This window comes from Candidatus Methanomassiliicoccus intestinalis Issoire-Mx1 (assembly GCF_000404225.1).
In the GTDB taxonomy this organism is placed as follows: Archaea; Thermoplasmatota; Thermoplasmata; order Methanomassiliicoccales; family Methanomassiliicoccaceae; genus Methanomassiliicoccus_A; species Methanomassiliicoccus_A intestinalis.
The window spans coordinates 387,919-406,667 of sequence record NC_021353.1 but is presented as its reverse complement, the minus strand read 5'-3'; the positions used below and the strand labels follow the sequence as shown (position 1 = coordinate 406,667).

20 protein-coding genes are annotated in these 18,749 nt (G+C 43.0%); 12 read left to right on the top strand and 8 right to left on the bottom strand.

The features are described 5' to 3' along the window. The first annotated feature begins 492 nt into the window (after positions 1 to 492). Positions 493 to 753 carry a hypothetical protein gene (locus tag H729_RS01940; protein WP_020448318.1) on the top strand — a complete coding sequence of 87 codons (261 nt, stop codon included), beginning with the start codon at positions 493 to 495 and terminating at the stop codon, positions 751 to 753. 74 nt (positions 754 to 827) lie between these two features. Here the strand turns inward: H729_RS01940 and H729_RS01935 are convergent, their stop codons facing one another. The 5 genes from H729_RS01935 to H729_RS01920 all read right to left on the bottom strand — a co-directional run bounded on the left by H729_RS01935 (position 828) and on the right by H729_RS01920 (position 7,586). Further along, complete coding sequence (locus H729_RS01935; RefSeq protein ID WP_020448317.1) at positions 828 to 1,067, bottom strand: hypothetical protein; 240 nt, start codon at positions 1,065 to 1,067, stop codon at positions 828 to 830. A 1-nt stretch (position 1,068) separates the two neighbouring features. Further along, positions 1,069 to 1,203 (bottom strand): hypothetical protein, encoded by a 135-nt coding sequence (locus H729_RS10195; RefSeq protein WP_256365362.1) that lies wholly within the window; start codon positions 1,201 to 1,203, stop codon positions 1,069 to 1,071. Positions 1,204 to 2,441: 1,238 nt separating this feature from the next. Beyond that, positions 2,442 to 2,774 (bottom strand): SCP2 sterol-binding domain-containing protein, encoded by a 333-nt coding sequence (locus H729_RS01930; RefSeq protein WP_020448316.1) that lies wholly within the window; start codon positions 2,772 to 2,774, stop codon positions 2,442 to 2,444. A 1-nt stretch (position 2,775) separates the two neighbouring features. Beyond that, positions 2,776 to 3,423, bottom strand: coding sequence for a ribonuclease HII (rnhB, locus tag H729_RS01925; protein ID WP_020448315.1), 648 nt, complete (start codon positions 3,421 to 3,423; stop codon positions 2,776 to 2,778). 74 nt (positions 3,424 to 3,497) lie between these two features. Continuing rightward, positions 3,498 to 7,586, bottom strand: a complete 4,089-nt coding sequence (locus tag H729_RS01920; protein ID WP_020448314.1) for an InlB B-repeat-containing protein — start codon at positions 7,584 to 7,586, stop codon at positions 3,498 to 3,500. A gap of 453 nt (positions 7,587 to 8,039) precedes the next feature. Here H729_RS01920 and mptA point away from each other — a divergent pair, with 453 nt between their 5' ends. Then, complete coding sequence (gene mptA, locus H729_RS01915) at positions 8,040 to 8,939, top strand: GTP cyclohydrolase MptA (RefSeq protein ID WP_048133808.1); 900 nt, start codon at positions 8,040 to 8,042, stop codon at positions 8,937 to 8,939. A 30-nt stretch (positions 8,940 to 8,969) separates the two neighbouring features. Here the strand turns inward: mptA and H729_RS01910 are convergent, their stop codons facing one another. Continuing rightward, on the bottom strand, positions 8,970 to 9,407 hold the full coding sequence (locus tag H729_RS01910; RefSeq protein ID WP_020448312.1) for a hypothetical protein: 438 nt from the start codon (positions 9,405 to 9,407) through the stop codon (positions 8,970 to 8,972). Positions 9,408 to 9,529: 122 nt separating this feature from the next. Here H729_RS01910 and H729_RS09380 point away from each other — a divergent pair, with 122 nt between their 5' ends. The 3 genes from H729_RS09380 to H729_RS01895 all read left to right on the top strand — a co-directional run bounded on the left by H729_RS09380 (position 9,530) and on the right by H729_RS01895 (position 12,687). After that, positions 9,530 to 10,054, top strand: coding sequence for a cysteine hydrolase family protein (locus H729_RS09380; RefSeq protein WP_020448311.1), 525 nt, complete (start codon positions 9,530 to 9,532; stop codon positions 10,052 to 10,054). 593 nt (positions 10,055 to 10,647) lie between these two features. Continuing rightward, positions 10,648 to 11,928: a Fic family protein gene (locus tag H729_RS01900; RefSeq protein WP_172618645.1), complete on the top strand. Its 1,281-nt coding sequence runs from the start codon at positions 10,648 to 10,650 to the stop codon at positions 11,926 to 11,928. 144 nt (positions 11,929 to 12,072) lie between these two features. Further along, on the top strand, positions 12,073 to 12,687 hold the full coding sequence (locus tag H729_RS01895) for a phosphoglycolate phosphatase (protein WP_335324215.1): 615 nt from the start codon (positions 12,073 to 12,075) through the stop codon (positions 12,685 to 12,687). A 2-nt stretch (positions 12,688 to 12,689) separates the two neighbouring features. On the opposite strand, the gene H729_RS01890 is transcribed toward H729_RS01895, so the two are convergent. Together H729_RS01890 and H729_RS01885 are read right to left on the bottom strand one after the other, a co-directional pair. Continuing rightward, entirely contained in the window at positions 12,690 to 13,190 is a 501-nt protein-coding gene (locus H729_RS01890) for a tetratricopeptide repeat protein (RefSeq protein ID WP_020448308.1), read from the bottom strand. A gap of 116 nt (positions 13,191 to 13,306) precedes the next feature. After that, complete coding sequence (locus H729_RS01885; protein WP_236608646.1) at positions 13,307 to 13,804, bottom strand: carboxymuconolactone decarboxylase family protein; 498 nt, start codon at positions 13,802 to 13,804, stop codon at positions 13,307 to 13,309. A 141-nt stretch (positions 13,805 to 13,945) separates the two neighbouring features. Between H729_RS01885 and H729_RS01880 the strand changes: the two genes are divergently transcribed. From H729_RS01880 to H729_RS01850, 7 genes are all read left to right on the top strand, one after another. After that, positions 13,946 to 14,179 carry a hypothetical protein gene (locus tag H729_RS01880; RefSeq protein WP_020448306.1) on the top strand — a complete coding sequence of 78 codons (234 nt, stop codon included), beginning with the start codon at positions 13,946 to 13,948 and terminating at the stop codon, positions 14,177 to 14,179. 224 nt (positions 14,180 to 14,403) lie between these two features. After that, positions 14,404 to 14,682, top strand: coding sequence for an Asp-tRNA(Asn)/Glu-tRNA(Gln) amidotransferase subunit GatC (locus H729_RS01875; RefSeq protein ID WP_020448305.1), 279 nt, complete (start codon positions 14,404 to 14,406; stop codon positions 14,680 to 14,682). Further along, positions 14,679 to 15,989 (top strand): amidase family protein, encoded by a 1,311-nt coding sequence (locus tag H729_RS01870; protein ID WP_020448304.1) that lies wholly within the window; start codon positions 14,679 to 14,681, stop codon positions 15,987 to 15,989. The genes H729_RS01875 and H729_RS01870 overlap by 4 nt, the downstream gene beginning before the upstream one ends. After that, positions 15,986 to 17,332 (top strand): Asp-tRNA(Asn)/Glu-tRNA(Gln) amidotransferase subunit GatB, encoded by a 1,347-nt coding sequence (gene gatB, locus H729_RS01865; RefSeq protein ID WP_020448303.1) that lies wholly within the window; start codon positions 15,986 to 15,988, stop codon positions 17,330 to 17,332. Before H729_RS01870 ends, gatB begins: the two co-directional genes overlap by 4 nt. Positions 17,333 to 17,396: 64 nt before the next feature. Continuing rightward, positions 17,397 to 17,873: a glyoxalase/bleomycin resistance/dioxygenase family protein gene (locus tag H729_RS01860; protein WP_048134228.1), complete on the top strand. Its 477-nt coding sequence runs from the start codon at positions 17,397 to 17,399 to the stop codon at positions 17,871 to 17,873. A 113-nt stretch (positions 17,874 to 17,986) separates the two neighbouring features. Beyond that, a complete protein-coding gene (locus H729_RS09620; protein ID WP_197736781.1) occupies positions 17,987 to 18,214 on the top strand; it encodes a putative DNA binding domain-containing protein in 228 nt (75 codons plus the stop codon). 38 nt (positions 18,215 to 18,252) lie between these two features. Continuing rightward, complete coding sequence (locus H729_RS01850) at positions 18,253 to 18,735, top strand: hypothetical protein (RefSeq protein WP_020448300.1); 483 nt, start codon at positions 18,253 to 18,255, stop codon at positions 18,733 to 18,735. Positions 18,736 to 18,749 lie beyond the last annotated feature (14 nt).

Sequence of the window (18,749 nt, the reverse complement as noted above, 5' to 3'; positions counted from 1 at the left end):
GTGTTTTGCAATGGAGTCATTATCATCGCTGCCCCTTGTTTTGCATGTCCATCTGATCTTATCTTCAGGTATCTACAATTCTGCTGGTAGCTTAAAGCAGATTGTGCAGACTCTCAGACTGGATAGCGAGAGCAACAGCAATCTGAAGATAGAGTACCCGCAATATCTTCAATTACCTTTTCTAGTCTAAAATGCTGATTGGAGACCGATCCTATATATAGACTGTCACTAAATATTAAATAAAGGATAGTTTCATTTTAAGAATTGAGAAAACATATAAATAGTCGCCTATATGGGAGGTCATTTCTGCACGCCGGAAAATGCTGCTGAAGCAGTATATCACCTAAATAAAAACATAGATGGATGATACTATCCAGTAGGATATACTGCATGTATTGAATGTCTGAAATACATATTATAAATATTTATGAAATTCAATAAAGACACATCAGAAAAATCGAGAGTAAAAAGAGAGAATGTTTTGAAGAAGAAGTGATTGAAGAAGAAGTGATTGAAGAAGAAGTGATTGAAGAAGAAGTGATTGAAGAAGAAGTGATTGAAGAAGAAGTGATTGAAGAAGAAGTGATTGAAGAAGAAGTGATTGAAGAAAAAATGATTGAAGAAGAAGTGATTGAAGAAAAAATGATTGAGCGAAGTTGCTTGTTTAAAACATGCAGAATTTCATTTATCAAGCTGATGCAGTTTCGCAGTATGAGTGTGAGATCATGCACTCACGAATTATGTATTGATTGATTATTTCTCTCTCGTCGGCAGGAATGATGTTGAGAATGATTGATGCATCATTTTCGATTGATGATTTATTCGATTCATAATGCATGTTGATCAGCCTCTTTTTCTTCCTGAAGTTTTGATTCTAATTCAATCTTATTTTCTGAAACTTCTTTCTTATCAATGATTGATTCTTCAAATGCAGGTATGAGTCCTTCGATTATTTTCGAAAGAGTTCTTCCTGAAATGTTATGATCGCTCATCAAATGAAGTTTCAAATGAGTTTTGTCGCAGAAGTATGATTCTCTGACACATGCAGGGCACTGCCAAAAACTCATTTCAAAAAGCCTCCTTTATCATTTCGTTTGATTCTTTCATTCTTTCTTCTTCTAAGTTGTTTCTTTCTTCGTTCGATTCTTTCATTCTGCCTGTTGCAGATATGCTTTTTATTTCGAGTTTTGAGGTTCTCATCATAATATACATCTCCTGTCAGTGAAAACTGACTTCTTTTATTTCGTTCAATCTTCGATCATTTTATTAGACGTTTAATCATTTTAGTTTTGAATACATCGTCTTGTTTTCACTTGCTTCTTCTTGTTTTTCACTGCTTATTATCTACCTCATTTTCTGTTTTAAATTTCATATTTTTCTGCATGATTTAAACAAGCATGAGATCAGTCTGCCGATTAATATTTATAAATTTGATAGGGGGGTGAGTGAAAGTACCTGCCTTGATTTTTGAAGGAAATTTCAATCAGAATTCGAATGATCAGCATTAAAATAACAAGAAGAAAAATCGCATTAAAAAGCAGTTAAAATGAGGTGAAAGTACCTAGGAGCAAAAATGAGCAAAAACAAGAGGATAACAGCAGAAATGACAAAACATGCAGTTCAAAAGTCTTTTGAGAAAACGTTTAATTTAAGATAACCTAAATCAATAATTATAATATCGATAACGAAATACAATAAAATTAATACTTCAACGTTAAATTTGAGATATATTTAAATATCTAAACGGGAAAATTTATTAAATATGAATTTCCTGCAGTGATCGTTTTCGCAAAGGTTGCTTATAATGTGCGCGCGCGTGCGCATACGCATAGCCCCCTGCCCGTCTTTTTAAGTCAAGTTTGCCCCCTTTTCGCTTTTCGAAATTTTTCAAAAAATCGACGCTTTTTGATGAGAAATTACGCGTATAACCTTTCGAATTTCAAGAAGAAAACAGACAGTAATCTGCCTGCTAAAAACACTTAAAACGCTTCATAAACGCCTTCTCCGCCTGCTTTGCGCGCGTACGCGATAAATCACATATGCAAAGCTTAAACGCGTCATTAAATCGATTGTAACGATCAAAGCGATTGATTGCTTCTCTGCCTTCCTAAGCTTTGCAGGCATGCTCAGAAACGCATCTCATTGATCAAATTAACAACAAGCTTAAAACAGTTCAAAACGGCTTGAAACGCATTGCAGGCAGCATTAGATCGATCAGAAAGCATATGCAGGCATTCGAGGCAGCACATCAATCATCGCGAAATTTCTCGAGACTTTAATTTCATCACATACATGTAAAATCAATCAAAAAATCAAACTATTTTGCTTTAATGCTCATTATTCATTTGACTAAAAAACAAAGAAATTATTGTTCATCGAAAATTATGAGCTCTGATTGAGATCAATATTGAAATCAAAGAAAAAATGTGTTAAAAAAAAGATTAAAAGAGCTTTCTCAAGCTCATGATGTCGCTGATGTCACCTTTAATCTTCACTTTACGAAGGGCAAAGGCTTTCATCGGTTTGATCTTGCCTTCCATGACCCCCATAAACGTCTCAGGATCGGAGGTTATAGTTACATCAGGATTTTCAATTTCTCCAGCAGAGAAATTCTGGATATGCTCATCCTTGAGGGTGAAATTATATTTCTCATCGCCCAAGTCGATAAAAGCGGTTTTGCTCAGACCTTTAAGTTCATCTCTAAGCTTCTCATCGCTGTCGACTTTAGTGTTGAATTTATCGATTAATTCCTGAATCATAGGTTCTACTGACATTTCAATCAATCCAATCTGTGATTTTCGTGATCTTGGCCTGGGAATATAAGTCCTTGGCTGTTTTCCAAGAAGTCCGTGTATGCGGCGGGAAAGTCCCGTTTTTCCTGATCCAGCGCTCGATGAAATTTCTTGTAACCTCATCGCCGGGATAACCGGAACCGATCGGTTCACCGAATTCAGCACTTATTGTATCGATGAGCTCATCACGAAGAGTCTTGGCAACAATCGAAGCCGCGGAAACAACTGGATAGAGCATATCAGCCTTGTGTCTGGCAAAAAGATCTACTTTAAAATCCACATGTTCAAGGATAACGGCGGCAAATCTTTCTTCATTGACATCGGCAGCATCGGCATAAGCTGTCTCAGGCTTTAACCGGTTCAGCAGCTGGGCAAAGGCCTCAGCCTCCAGATCATTAAGGGAACCTGTGAGGCGATAAGAATCGATTTCTGCAGCGGAGATGACTAAAGTCTCAGTCTGAGAACATTCCTTGATTAACGGCAAAAGCTCCTCGCGCTTCTTCTTTGTAAGCTGTTTAGAGTCTTTTACCTGCAGCTCACGGAAGCGCAGATCGTCTTCCGCAGCAACAGCCGCAATTACCAGCGGTCCCATTACCGGGCCCCGCCCTGCTTCATCGATCCCGCAGATCACAGCCGCCGTACTTCAGAATTGATATAATAACTATTGCTGGAAAAATAAAAAAAGAAAAAGACCGCAGAGCGGCCTTAAATGGTTTGTTTCTTGCGCATCATGTAGACAGCAATACCTGCTACCAGGATGATTACCAGTGCGGCGGCCAAGACATAATAAATTATGTCATCGCTGCTGCCGGCTGCGGAATCATAACCTACAGCAAAGAAGGAAGCGTGGTCGGTATCGAAGATCACATATCCGTTCTCATAGGTAGCATCAACAGTCTGGATTTCTCCAGCATCATTGACGTACCAGACACAGATCTTAGAGGCATCCTCGCCCTCTTTGAGGTCGTAGGCTAAGGCCACTTTAATCTTGTTGCCGCCGAAGGATGTGATTGATTCATCTCCGTTCCTTATGCTGATTTCGTAGATTGGTCTGTCTCCGACTGCTTTGGACTGAGCACTGCTGAGTTTGGAAGCATCGACCTTTTCAATGACAAAAGATACTGATTCTCCCAGATCATTAAGAATGCTGGAAATTGCAGCCGAATCGAGAGTGAATGTTCCCTGTGGTAAGAGAATATTCACTTTGCTGATGCCTGTTGAAGACATCTCATCGAGAGCTGTCTGCAGGGCAGATGTGCTGATACTGACAATCTCGGTACCGGTAAGGCCGGAAGCATCAATCAGAACGAAGGAATTTGCTCCGGATTTATCAGCATCCTGAACTGCCTGTATAATTTCGCTGTTGTCGACGTTGACTACTGTCTCCCCGCCGTTCTGCTCGTATGATCCGATGACAAAGTTAGCGCAGAGAGTTATGTCAGACATAACAGGTGCGTTAAAGTTGTATGGAAGACCGTTGAGAGTCCAGCAGGTGAAGGTATAGCCGTCTTTAACTGGATCGGCAGGTTTAGCGACAGGTGTGCCTTTCACAACTGTAACCTGAGAAGTGTTACCGCCGACATCAAATGTCACGGTACAGGTCTCTCCGGCTGCCACCCATTTAGCGTAAAGGGTGAAGCTGGAGTATACAGGGTTGCAGAAGTTGTAAGGAGATGTAAAAGCTGCATCGCAGTACCAGCCGCCGAAGACGAAACCGTCTTTAACAGGGTTGCTTGGTTCAGTTACTAAGCCGCCGTAGTTGACTGTCTGGGAAGGAACTGCAGATCCGCCGTTAGACTCAAACGTTATTGTATAAGTCTGAGGGACTGGACATGCTACCCATGCTGCCACTAAGGTTATATCTGAGGTTATTGGTGTACCGAACTCGTAAGCCTGGCCGTTGAGTGTCCATCCAGCAAAGTAGTATCCTTCTCTTGATGGTGAAACGTTAGGCTGATCGATGCCGGCTCCGCCTGTGACAAAGTTCCCAGTGGTAAGCAGGCTCCATGAACCTCCGTTAAGATCGAAATCTACGGTGTATTTCTCTATGTTGTCATCTGCATCAGTGTTGTAGATGTCTGTCAGCCTTTCATCGGTTATGCCGGTGATGTTGTCTGGCAGATTCTCTAGGTTCAGCTTGTTGTATTCGAAAACGATCTTAGGTGTTCCGTTGTCCCAGCCTGTTACTGTCAGGATGTTTCCCATCAGATAATTCAGCGGTTCAACGTATGTTTTGTTGAAAGTATTGTAAGAGATTTTAAGATCTGCAGCATAGCCTGCCATGATGAATTCGATTGCTCTTCCGTTTGCGTCATCGGCGCTGTCCCAGTTGGTAATCGTGTTGTCGTTTATGTGTACACGCTCGAACTGTCCGGTGATGAAGATTGCATCTCCTTCAATGTTGGAGATTGTGTTGCTGTAAATCAGAACGAGTGATTTGTCTGTAACTTCACCGTTTGTTGCAATGATTATTCCAGATCCGATGTATGGGCTGATGAATTTAGATGATAAAACATCATCATTTGATGATGGAGCTGGAATGTCTACTGCATTTCTGACGTTGTTGATTACGTTCTGATCAATGCAGATCGTGCTGTCCGTGTTGCCGAAGATGGCAATGGCAGCGACAAGCGGCATGTCTTCGCTGACAGGCTCAGTTATGTTGTTGAATGTGTTGAACCTGACTGTGACGTCGCCTGTCCACTGGTCTGCTACATCAGCTGAACTGATGAGAAGGCCTCTGTTTTCAAAGTGTAAGCATTCTACTCTTACGTTTGCTCCTCCATCTGGTACTTCTATTCTCAGACCGAGGATTGTAGCGTTGTTGCCGTTGACGACAACATTCCTGATATCGTCAGGGACGATTATCTCTGAAAGATCGTAGACTTTGCTTGGGTCGAGGTTAAATGTGATTGTGTCACCTGTTATTACCCCGTCAGGCAGTTCTACGAGAGGTTTTACATTTGGTACTCCTGGTATAGGAGTTGTGCTGGTTACGGTTCCGTTGTTGGTGAAAGTTCCGTCTTTGATCTCAACGGTTCCGCGGTTGATCATTGTTCCGGTAGTAGATACTACCATATTTCCTGCTTCTTTACCGAAGTCTACACCAGGGTAGTTAGGCACATTGGTAGCACTCTTTACAACCTGGAAATCTCCATTGTTGACGAAAGTGCCGTCAACGGTCATATCACCGTACATGTAGAGGGTTTTGCCTTCAGGAACTGTTAAAGTGGCGTTTGGACCGACAGTTAAGGTAGCATCAGGTGTGACTGTGTATCCCTCGTCAGCATTGATGGAAAAGCTTCCGTCAACTAATCCGATGTCTACAGCTGTAGCTTTGGGATCAGCGGGATCAAAATCGTTGCTTGGTCCGAAGCTCATTGTTGCTGACTGACCGTTTAATTTAATCTGGCTGTCATCATTGAAAGATGCGAATGTTGTTTTAGTGCCGTTGAAATCATAGTTGATTTTTCCCTCTGATCTCACCTGCACACTGCCAGATATCTGGTTGAGAGCGTCTGTGTTTAAAGTTCCGTCTAAGATGAGGGAAGCGTTGTCGTTGATGTTGAGTACGCCGCGTGCATCTGCGGAAGATTCGAGTGTGATACTGCCGCCAGAAGGTACTATCAACTTGCCGCTCTCAATGTTCCACTCTTTGCCGGGTGCAACAGTATAATCTTTATCAGAAGAAGATATGGATCCACCTTCTGCAAGAATTGTTCTGTCGCCGACATTGATGTTTACGTTGGCATTGTTTATTCCTGTTCCTAAGTATACTGACTCAACATCGCCGCCGGTGATATTGAGGCTTGCGGATCCTGATATTATACCAGTTGTGTCGTAAGAATCCTGAGATGTTCCCACGTAAGCATTTGCAACTGTTCCGCCTGTGATGTTTATCGTTGCACTGTCTGCAACTGCTCCTCTGTTAACTGAGAAGACATAATCTTTTACTTCTCCGCCCTTGATGTTTATGACGGAGTTGTCTGTTGTACCGTTGGAACCGCTGCCGATTACTTCTGTAGCAGTTCCGTCATTGAAGTTTATTTCCGCATCATTGATTAATGCGTATCCCTGGCCTCCGCCCATTATGTAATCGGCGGTGCCGTTATTCATGTTGATTGTTGTTTTGCCTGTAATGCTTGGGTACGGATTATCTGCTGTACCGGCACTCTGTGTAGGGGAAATGTAGCAGGCTCCTCCGCCCATGATAAACTGAGTGTGGCCGCCTTCCATAGTTACGTCTGCATTCCCTACTGTGGAATACAGCAGACCTCCGCCGTAAATGGCGTTGGTAACGTATCCTCCGTTCATTACGAGCGAAGTTGTTGTGACGTCAGCGGAAGTTGCCGCACTTTCTCCGAATCCTCCGGCATAAACAGCGTTGATGTAACCGCTGTCAATTGTTACACTGGAAGAAGCGACTGCTGCGTTCTTGCTGCCGCCGAAAATGTTTACAAACTTATTGGGCTGACTGCCGTATTCTGCCGGGTTCAAAGTCTGAGTTGTCCCGTCAGAGAATGTGATCAGCAGAACTGAACCTTCAGGATCAGCAGTTGCTGATGCAACTGTTATGGCATCTCCGTCAGCATAAAATCTGATGGTTGTGGTTTGCGTTCCGGCATCGTCTATCCACTCAACGTGGTCTACCGGACCAACTCCAAGCACAACGCCTGAATTATACAATTCAGAATCCCCGGCGCTGTTGTCATCAGCAATGATTGATGCCGCAGGCACCAGAATCATCGCCAAGGCTAGAGCTAGCGCTATCGCTAATGTATTCTTAGTTTTCATCTATACACCTTGCCTGGATAGTTGTGTACTATCCGATTTTCAGGTTTAGGCGCCTAAAGGCGCACACGGATAAAATCAGAAAGGAGCAGCTGTAATCCTCCTAAGCTTACAGTTATCACTAAACTCCAATCGTCTTTTCATCCGTCAAATAAGCTCTTTTGGACTCAGTTGTATATAAAACATGTTTATATTCCGAGCTGTAAAAAAATATTCAATCTCTAGACTAGAATAGATTTATCAATATTGAGCTGAAATTGATATATCTGCAGTATTTAAACCAACCATAATTCAAAAAGATTCCAGAGCAGCGTGATTTTCAGACATTTTGACTGAAAGGGTCAATCAGGGTATGCTGAAGTTTTAATCTGAGGCATATAACCGCTTCTAGAGAAAAAAATGAGATTACCTACAGCCTAAATGCGTAGGTACGCATAATATATAGATACCGAGACTATGCGAGATGTCGTAAAGGTGGTTAACATTAAAAGTGACGTTCAGAACCGCAGAATTGATGGCAGTTACCTTCTGACACGAGTGGGTGTTACCAATGTCAGAAAGCCCATTAAAGTATCCAGAACAGGAAAGGTTACAACTTTATTCTGTAATATCGATGTATTTGTAGATCTACCTCCTACTCAAAAAGGATCACATCTTTCCCGCAATCTGGAAGCCATTAACGAAGTTATCAATTCTACTCTTGAGACCCCTGCTCAAGGAATCGAAGTAGTAGCTGCTGAAATCTGTCACAAATTAAGGCAGAAACATGAGTATGCTACGTACGCTGAAGTTAACATGTCGGCGGAATACTTTACAGAACGTCCCGGACCCAGCGGAAAGAAGACGCTTGAGACTTTTAAGATACTTGCCAAGTCTGTGAGTGAGGGTTCAGAACCACTGAAGAAAACCATCGGCGTTGAAGTTGTCGGTATGACCGCCTGCCCCTGCGCCATGGAGACTGTGAGGGAGCTTCACAAAGGCTCCATCGTATTTGCTGATGATCTGCCAGTCATCACCCATAACCAGAGAAACGTTGCCACTTTGATTGTGGAGACTCCTGAAGAATGCGATGTTGAAGCTGATGAAATGATAGACCTTCTGGAGAGCTCATTCTCCTCCTCTACCCACGAGCTTCTCAAAAGAGACGATGAAGCCGCCGTAGTACTCCGAGCTCACCAGAACCCCAAGTTCGTAGAAGATGTGGTACGCACAATTCTCATGAAGGTTGTTGAAAAGTACACAGATCTTCCCGATTCTGTAAAACTGACAGTGAGAAGCGAGAGCGAAGAATCAATTCACAAACACAACGCCTTCGCCGAGCGCACTGCCACTCTCGGAGATTTAAGACAAAAATAAGCAGCTCAGCTGCCTTATTTTTTCTTATGTTCATAACTCTGCTAAGACTTCCTCGATATCTCTGCGGATCAGCGGCTGCATGCTGTCTTTGTACGCTGACAGATCTGCATTCTGCAGGGCATGAATGATTTTAGTTTTCAATTCGGGTTTATACTTAGCTAATTCCCTGACAGTCTTGATGCAGCATCTTGCAGTGATTGGTTTTGCATCAGTGATGTGCTGCAGATAGTTATCAATGACAGTATCAATCTTCTTGGCGCAGTCCCATTTGGCATTAGAGGCAATCAGCGTCAGACCTCTGCTGCGCAGATAAGAATTTTCACTGTCAAGCATGGAAATGAATTCATCCAGATGCGCATAGACTTTGTCAGACTCGAAACTAATTTTCTGAAGTTCTTTCAGCGCTTCATATGCTTCATTACGGTCTTTTGAATACAGCAGCTTGATTTGTTTCTCTATGCCGGACATCTAATCTTAGAAACATTGAAAGATCATATAGTGTGAGGTTTGATTCGCACCAAAAAATTGAATTTTCTGCAGATATCAGTAGCAGCACAATGTTTTAGGCTGAAATGCTGTTTCAGACTTGAATGATAGACATCCCTGACAAAAACGAGCGTAAGCTGGCGTTGGTAGTAGTCGATGTACAAAAAAAGTTCTCAGTCGATGTGCCGTTTGAAAGGCAGATTGAGAATATCAACAGAGCAGCAAGGATGTTTAGAGAAGCAGACAGACCTGTAATCTTTGTTAAATACCTGGGCAACAGCCACGGCCATCCAGACATGGGGCCGGAAGGAGATGAGTACTTCGAGGGAATTGTGACAGACTCTTCAGACATCACAGTTTACAAGCGGCACATGAACAGCTTCCGCGAGACTGAACTGGCAGATGTGATTAAGAAAAGCGGCTGCGATAACATATTGATTGCAGGCATGATCACACAGTACTGCGTGATGTCCACATACTTTGCAGCTTTCGACAACGGCCTGATTCCTTTCCTGATGGAAGATGCTATCATATCCAATGATGAGAAAATGAATACTGCGGCAGAACAGCTTTGTAAAACTTACAATTTTGAAGAAGTAAAAGAGAACCTGGAGAAAGTGAAGATCTGAGTCTGCAGAAATTCAGCATTCTTCAGATACTATTCTTAATGTTCATCAGTTGAAGTTTCCATCTTCAAACATATAATGTATTCACAACTGCCTACAAAATAATCAATCTTATCAAAATACATGTTTGGTAAAAGTTGCTAATTTCTAAACCAACGGCTTATAAAAAGAGAGAAAATAAATAAAAGGGACTCATTGGTCCCTTTTGCGGTAAGTCTGAGCCAGACTCGGTAGGAGAAGCCTGGTAACCGATCCTGCCGTGTCTGGAGATTTGTCGCAGGAGGTGATTCGAATGAGTCGCTTTCGCGTCTCGATCTGGACGGTTGTGACCGTAGATGATATCAAGGTCGCAATCCTTGACTGGATGTAAATTCAGCCAACGATTGGTTCACGTTACGAACCCGTCCTCGCAAGAGGGCAGTAACTCCTACATCGTTCCTTAGTGCATTCTTACTTTTTATAACTTCTGTGAAATGTTTGGTGAATACGACAGGATACTGACAATAGTTCTTTGAAGTGTTACTTACCAATAACTTACTAATTTCTAGATTATTGGTAAGATTATAATAGCTGAAACACATTTTACATGCATGAGGATGCCCTGCATTCCCCCAGATGTCAAAGACGCTCTTTCATCCAAGAACGGCAAACTTTCCCTGCTGTCTGATGAAGTCATCAGATATGCACAGAAGTTCAATGAAGAGTACCTTCACTGGGATGACATCAGATACCGGGACACGGGCAGGATAGATCCGCAATTGATCTGGGCAGCGATGAAACTGTCAAGAGAGAACACCGTCCGGAAAATTGATCTTGCAGGTTTAAGCATAAAATACAATCTTCCAGAAAGATTTCTCTGCGAGCTTCAAAAGATTGATGTCAGATCATCTTCAAATTTTGCACCGTTAGATCTGGTGGATGAAAAAAGACGTGCGGTTTATTCTGTCAGTTCAGTCATGGAAGAATCCATTGCATCCAGTCAGATTGAAGGTGCTGCTACAACAACAAAAGTCGCTAAAACGATGCTACTTGAAAACAAGCATCCGAAAAATAAGTCAGAGCAGATGATTTTGAACAACTACAATGCAATGAAATTCATCAAGACTCAGACTGACGAGCCTCTTTCATCAGAATTGATTAAGAGCATTCATAGAATCATAACTGCAGAAACCCTTGAAAATGAGTATATCGGGAAATTCAGAAACGATGACAGCATCATAGTGGCGGATGCTCTGACTGGAGAGACTTTTTACGAACCGGTCGAACACAGCAGAATATCGCCTATGATCAAAGCCCTCTGTAAATTTGTAAATGAAGACGAGCCGTTCATCCACCCAATTGTCAAAGGAATCATCATTCATTTTGCCCTTGCATACATACACCCTTTCCAAGACGGAAACGGGCGTGTTTCGCGTGCTCTATTCTATTGGTATACGATGAAAAAGGGATACAGGATTATGGAGTATCTTTCGCTGTCTAAATCAATAAAGGATCACCGCGGAAAGTACGACAGGGCATACCTGCTTTCAGAAACAGACGGCAATGACATCACATATTTCATCAGCTACAATCTGAACATGCTTAGTGAAGCGTTAGAGACGTTCATCGGCTATCTCAATAGAAAGCTGGAAGAGCAGACGGCAGCAGTTGATGGGATTGCCGGGCTGGACCTGAATATACGTCAGAAAGCGATTGTGTCGGACATGATGCGCTCCAACGAGCTGATATCAGTTTATTCGTTATCCAGCAGGTATCAGGTGTCGATGAACACTGCAAGGAACGACATCAGCAAGCTGGTGTCCCTGGGAATTCTTAAGAAAGACTGCTGTGACGTGCACCGCGTGCTGTACCGCTATGCGGGTAAAGATCTAAAATGAAGGCTCGCTGAAAAATCATCTTCAAACAAAAACAATCAAAACTATGAAATCTTCAGCTTAACATACGTCAGTAAATGATTCCAGAGACTGAGATAAAGGCCGTTGTCACCGACATAGACGGAACCATTACCGACAAAGACCAAGCTGATTGATGTTGATGTCATCATGGCGCTGAGAAAAGTGCAGGCTAAGGGAATTCATGTCTGCATAGCCTCTGGAAATGTGGTCCCGGTAGCTTATGCCGTTTCAAACTACATCGGTCTCAGAGGGCCGGTAATTGCAGAAAACGGCGGAGTTGTCAGTTACAAAAAGAAGAATTATCAGCTTTTCAGTTCAGAGCAGCCGAAAAAGGCCTTGGCATGCCTGGAATCGCAGATGTCTGTGACCAGATTATTTTCAGATCAGTGGAGATTGAGCGCAGTCTCATTAGATAACTGCATGAATATTGAAAAAGTAAAGGCGGCGCTGAAAGATTTTGATATCAAAATAGAAGAAACAGGCTTTGCCATTCATCTTCTAAACAAAGGACAGAATAAAGCAGTCGGAGTAAGAAAAGCTGCTGAACTGTTAAACATAAAAATGAGCGAGATTGCAGCATTCGGCGATTCGGACAATGACAAAGAAATGCTGAAAGAATGCGGTTACGGGATAGCCGTTGCCAACGGTTCCGATGAAGCCTGCAACTCTGCAGACTATGTCTGCAGAGAAAGGTACGGGACTGGAGTTATAGAAGGTTTGAGCAGACTTGGTCTGCTGTAAGCTTACTTTCTCTGTAAAAGTTCCAGAGCATCGTTCTCTTCAAGACCGATGGATTTAAGCAAGAACCTGAGGGATTTTTTCATAATCATTTCCTCAGTGGCGTCATCCATTGTGTCTTCCAATACAATCGGAGCTCTCTTGAACATCTCGACTGCATATTCTGAATAATAATAAGGAGCGTTGTCTGGATCAATCTCTGCGGCCTTGGAATAAGCTGCCTCTGCCTCATCGAACATACCGGCGTCGATGCAGAAGGAACCCATGCTGCTCTGGTACACTGGATTCTTCGGATCCAGCTCTGCAGCTTTGTTGTAGGCTTCCAGAATGTCCTCAAGCTTAGCTTTAGGGACCAGGATGGCTGCCTCCGCTTTTCCGAACCATGCTTCAGCATTAGAGGGTTCTGTTTTAGCAGCTTTGTCAAATTTAGACATAGCTTTTGCGAACTCCTCTTTCTCCATCAGCTGATTAGCCTGCTTTATGAGTTTATCAACTTCTTCCGCCATAAGTTATCACGTTAAAGTGCCAATAAATTGACTTGGAAATAAACTTTATGTATAAAAGGAAGAAAAAATGCCGCTGCGGACAGCAACATTTATTTATATGAACATATAAAGAGATTTCATTCTGATTTTTCGGCCTCTTCGTTTTTGAGTTCTTCCAGAATCTGAGTCAGGCCTCTTTTTGCCATTGACCAGGAGGGAACTCCGCCAACGACAACGGCGACATGCATCGCTTCAATGATTTCCTCGCTGGTTGCACCATAGTTGGCAGCAACGCGTGCCTGAGGATAAATGCAGTCCTCACACATGCGGACCGCCACACAGGCTAAAGCAATCAGCCTCTTTGTCTTGCGGTCCAGAGCCCCGTCTTCCATCAGAACTTTATCCATTTCCTTGATAGTCACTGCTAAATCGGGATGATACTGCCTGATATGGTCTAAAGCACAGGGCACATACCCACCCATGCAGTTTTTCATATCTTCGACTGCCTTATCAGCACGTTCTCTGCTTTCGCAGCTTCCATCATTTGTTTTGGGAATGCTGCATTTTCCGTCTGGACTGCTGCATCCTTTTGAATTCTGACCACATGGCATGATTATCGAATGTAGTTTAGTCATAAAGGTGGTTAATACTATGTCGCCAAATTATTGCAGAAAACAAAAGGCGCATCCAACTGCAATCTATGCTATACTGTAACCCTATGTATACCGTATAGCAGCTCATTAGCATTGATTTATTATTGCATTGGTCAGTTGGTTATGACAAGAAAATGTCAGAGAAAAAGCCCGGTTAAGTCGAATGTACCAACAGACATGCTGCCAGAAATAGATGAATTCGTAAGAAGATACCATCTCAGCGGCAGAGGAGACGCACTTTTCCTTTGTTTCAGAATTGTAAGACAGATAATGAGAATTTTGTACATAATGGAAAAGCTGATTCCCCTGATGACAAGAATGATAGAATGTCTAGAAAAGAACCAAAATGAAAAATAATCAGTAAACACAAATAAGAAAAACAAAACACCTTCCGATGTAAACACGATGGCATCTAAATGATGCGCGCAGTACAGATTTTATACAATTAAGACCGCGAAACTGCAGATTTGATGCTACATGTTTACTTTAAGACCCGACAAGGCATAGTACAAATATATTAGGAATCATGTGTTCTCGAAAAAGGCAGCACGTCCAGTGCGAAGTTTCATGAGGTATCATTAATGGCAATAGATCCCAAGACCGTGGAGAGGGTGGCTAAAGTAGCCAGGATAAATCTCACAGAAGAAGAGCTGAAGAGATACTCAGAGGATCTGGAAGAGATTCTGGAGGCGTTTTCAATTCTTGACGAGGCTCCAGAATGTGACAGTTTTGACTTTAATCCTGTCAATGTAGAGAATATCCTCAGAGACGATGAACCTCGCCTGGATATTGATCCTGCAATCCTCAGAGACTTGATGCACACTGTAGATGACAGAGTCAGGGGGCCGAGAGTAATATGAGCCTGGAAAAGTTCATAGAAGCCGCTGACAAACACGAAGTGTTCGCCGACCGTTTGGATAAAGTAGAGTTAGACGGCTGCAAGTTTCATTTTTCAGCTAAAGACAACTTATGCTCTACAGAATTTCAGGCCAGGGCAGGCAGCAGAATTCTTGAGGGGTACAGACCTCCCTTTGATGCCACGCCTGTCAGGAAAATGAGGGAAGCTGGAGGCCTGCTGATCGGCAAAACCAACATGGATGAGTTCGGTTTTGGAACTTTCAGCGTCAATTCTGCATATGGCATTCCCAAGAATCCTTTTGATCCTCAGAGAAGCTGCGGCGGATCTTCAGGAGGAGCTGCGGCTGCGGCCTGCATCATTCCCGGCCATGTAGCATTAGGAGTCAGCACTGGAGGTTCAATCTCCTGTCCCGCCTCATTCTGCGGCGTTGTGGGCTTCACACCTACATACGGTAGAGTTTCAAGATATGGTCTCATCGACTACGGCAACTCCTTGGATAAAGTAGGCATTCTTTCTCGAACAGCTAAAGATGTCAGAAGGTTTCTGCCTGTAATCTCAGGAAAGGATGAGAGGGACCCGACCTCATGCACGCAGCCTTCGTTGGATATGAACGGAAAGGTTGCAGAGGTGGCAGTACCTTCAGAGCTGACGCAGAACATCAGCGCAGAGGTTATGTCCTGCTTTGAGAATGCATTGAAGCAGCTGGAAGATATGGGAATAAAAGTCCGCAGAATCAGCATGCCTTCTCTGAAGTACGCGATCCCTGCATATTACATCCTGGCAACATCCGAAGCATCCACAAATCTAGCAAGATACTGTGGAATGAGATTCGGTGTAATGAATGAAGATTTTGACAAAAGTTTCAACGAGTTCTTTTCCAAACCAAGATCCGAGGAGTTCGGTGATGAGGCCAAGAGAAGGGTGCTTCTGGGAACATTCTCAAGAATGGTTGGATTTAGAAACAAATATTACATGAAGGCTCTGCAGGTCAGGCAGCTGATTATACGAGAATATAACAAAGTGTTCGAGGAATGCGATGCGGTTGTCAGCCCTACGATGCCTTTCATCCCCAAGCGTTTTGACGAGATTGCCTCCATGGCGCCTCTTGAAATATATCAGGCTGACTTCCTGACAGTGCCGCCGAACCTCACGGGAATGCCGCATGTGTCAGTTCCCTGCGGATATCATGACAGTCTACCAGTAGGACTGCAGGCTGTGGCTGCGCAGTGGAATGAAGGAAGCTTAGTTGAATTTGCAGAAAACTGGGAGTCAAATTTTGAATATAAGTTCCCGGAGGCGGTACAATGAAGATCGGACTGGAAGTTCATGTGCAGCTGCCTACCAAAAGCAAGTTGTTCTGCTCTTGTCCTACGGGAAGCGAGAACGGCCCCAACGGTTCAATATGTCCGGTGTGCCTGGGATTCCCCGGCTCCAAGCCTTCTCTCAACCGCAAAGCCTTGGAAATGGGGATATTGATCGCTAAATTCATGGGATGCACCATAACAGACAGGATCTGGTTCTCCAGAAAGACGTATTTCTATCCGGATCTGCCGAAAAACTTCCAGACTACTCAGTATGAATCTCCAGTAGGAACAGACGGCGTGTTTGTTGTAGGCGGCAAGGAAATTCACATCAACAGAGTACATATCGAAGAGGACCCGGGAAGGATAAAACGTGTCGGTAAATCCGGCTCTGAGCTGGCTCTCATCGACTACGATCGTTCCGGCATACCCCTGGTGGAGATTGTGACTGCGCCGGATATGAGCTCACCTGCTGAGGCAAGAGAGTTCCTTACTACTTTGATGAATGAATTGAGACAGCTGATAGGAGTCTCGGGACAGGAACAGACGATGAGAGTCGATGCCAACATTTCTGTTGGTGTTGAAAGAGTGGAAATTAAAAACATCACCGGCGTGAAGAATGTGGAACGCGGCCTCAAGTTCGAGGTCATACGCCAGACCAAGATGCTTGCTGCCAAGAAGAAGATCGTGCGCGAGACCAGACATTTCGATGAAGAACGCGGTGTTACTACTCCTGGCAGAGAGAAAGAATTTGAAGAGGACTACGGCTACATCGGCGAGCCTGATCTTGGAACTTACACGATCACGGAAATGGCCGCTGCGCTGAAGGTGCCTGAGACACCGCTGATCAGAGCCAAGCGCTTTGAGAAAGAATACGGCATGCAGTTCTCTACTGCCAAGCAGTTAGTGGCTACCTCCTGGGATCTAGCAGATATTTTTGAAGAATTAGCTGCTAAGATAGGCGCAGAAAAGGCTGCGAGCTGGTGCTTAGGCGCTCTGTCGTCAAGATGGAAAGGCCTGCAGGAAAAGATGTCTGATGAACTGCATGAAACACTGCTGCAGATTGTCATTGAAGCCGCTGAAGGGAAGATCACTGACAGTGATGCCAAGCTGCGCATTGAAGCTCTATCAAAAGGCAAAGAGATCTCATCTACAGATGATGTGGATGTTGACGTTGACAGCCTGATAACGCAGATTGCCGATGAACATCCTGAAGTAGTTGAAGATTACAGAACCAATCCGAAAGCAGCAAACTTCATCATCGGCAGAGTGATGAAAGAGACCAAGGGAAAATTCTCATCGCAGGAGATTGCTGAAAAAGCCAAGAAGGAGCTGGAAAGCAGACTCTGATAAAACTGCACTTCCTTCTCTGAAGGGAGTGTTGATTTCTTTTTACATATTAATTTGTGATTTTATGAAATTTGTGTTGCCCCTGTTGGCCGTGAAAGATATCGAAGTCTCTAAAAAGTTCTATAAAGAAATATTTGATCAGCGCGTAGTCTGTGATTACGGCAAGAATGTAACATTCAGCGGAGGATTTGCCATACAAGAAGACTTTGCCTGGCTAATTGATATTTCTTCTGAAGAGGTATCTGAAAAATCAAACAACATGGAACTTTATTTTGAAACTGATGATCTTGATTCATTCATTAATAAATTAGAAGAATATCCAATAGAATATGTTCACCGGATGAAGACTCACGACTGGAAACAGAGAGTTGTACGCATCTATGATCCTGATCATCATATCATCGAAATAGGAGAGCCGATGGACGCCGTTGTCAAAAGATGTCTGATGGAGGGTTATTCTCCTGAAGAAACTGCAGAGATCACACAGCAGACTATGAAGTTCGTTGAAAGGTGCATTAAGCAGTTGAATGAAAAGGCATGAATCTATAAGCTGGTAGCTGCCGGATTATAAAAGCAACAAAGGTGCATTCAAATCAGAATTGACTAGTGTTTCCATGTTGGAGTGAAGAAGATTTTTTTTTCAGCTGCAGCAGTATGCCCCGCAATCGCGAGTTAATGCGTGTTTTCAAAGATGTTGATCTTGTAGAACAACTCGGATCTGGCATGAGCCGTATTCTTCACACATATGACCAAAGCATCTTTGACATTTCAGACAATTTTATCAGAGCGATCTTTCCATTTACAGAAAGTCTGGATCATGATGGCACTATAAATGGCATCATAAATGGCATCATAAATGAAATTGAAAAAAAGATCAGATAGTAAGATAAACTTAGTAAGTATTAGTTATCAAGAAGACTATGAAAGAAATACCATTTGATAATTTTATAAATAACATAAGCGAAGCAGAAACACCTTTTGCCGTAAAGATCGATAATATGCTTCTGCAAGGAAACTGCCTGCGTGAAATAAAAGAAGGGGCAAGCGGTTATTCAGTTACTTACAAATCAAGCTCTACAAAGAAAACAGTTGCAGCATTTGTCTGCAGAAAGACTGGATTAAAGATAAGGATTACACCGCCTAAGCCTTTTTCTTGTGATGATCTATGTGCTGATTTACCAGACAATATGAAAAAAGACATGAAACGGGGCAATGATTGCAAAAGATTGTCAGATGCAAGCGTCTGCAATCAGAGGTGCTTGATGGGTTATACATTTACAATTGATGATAAACTGTATCAAAAATGCAGATCCATGGCATTCTTGTTTTCTGTTACAGAAGAGAATATGCCGTACATTACAAAATTTATTCAAAAAGGATTAGGGATTGAGACATCTGTATAAACGGCTTCAATACG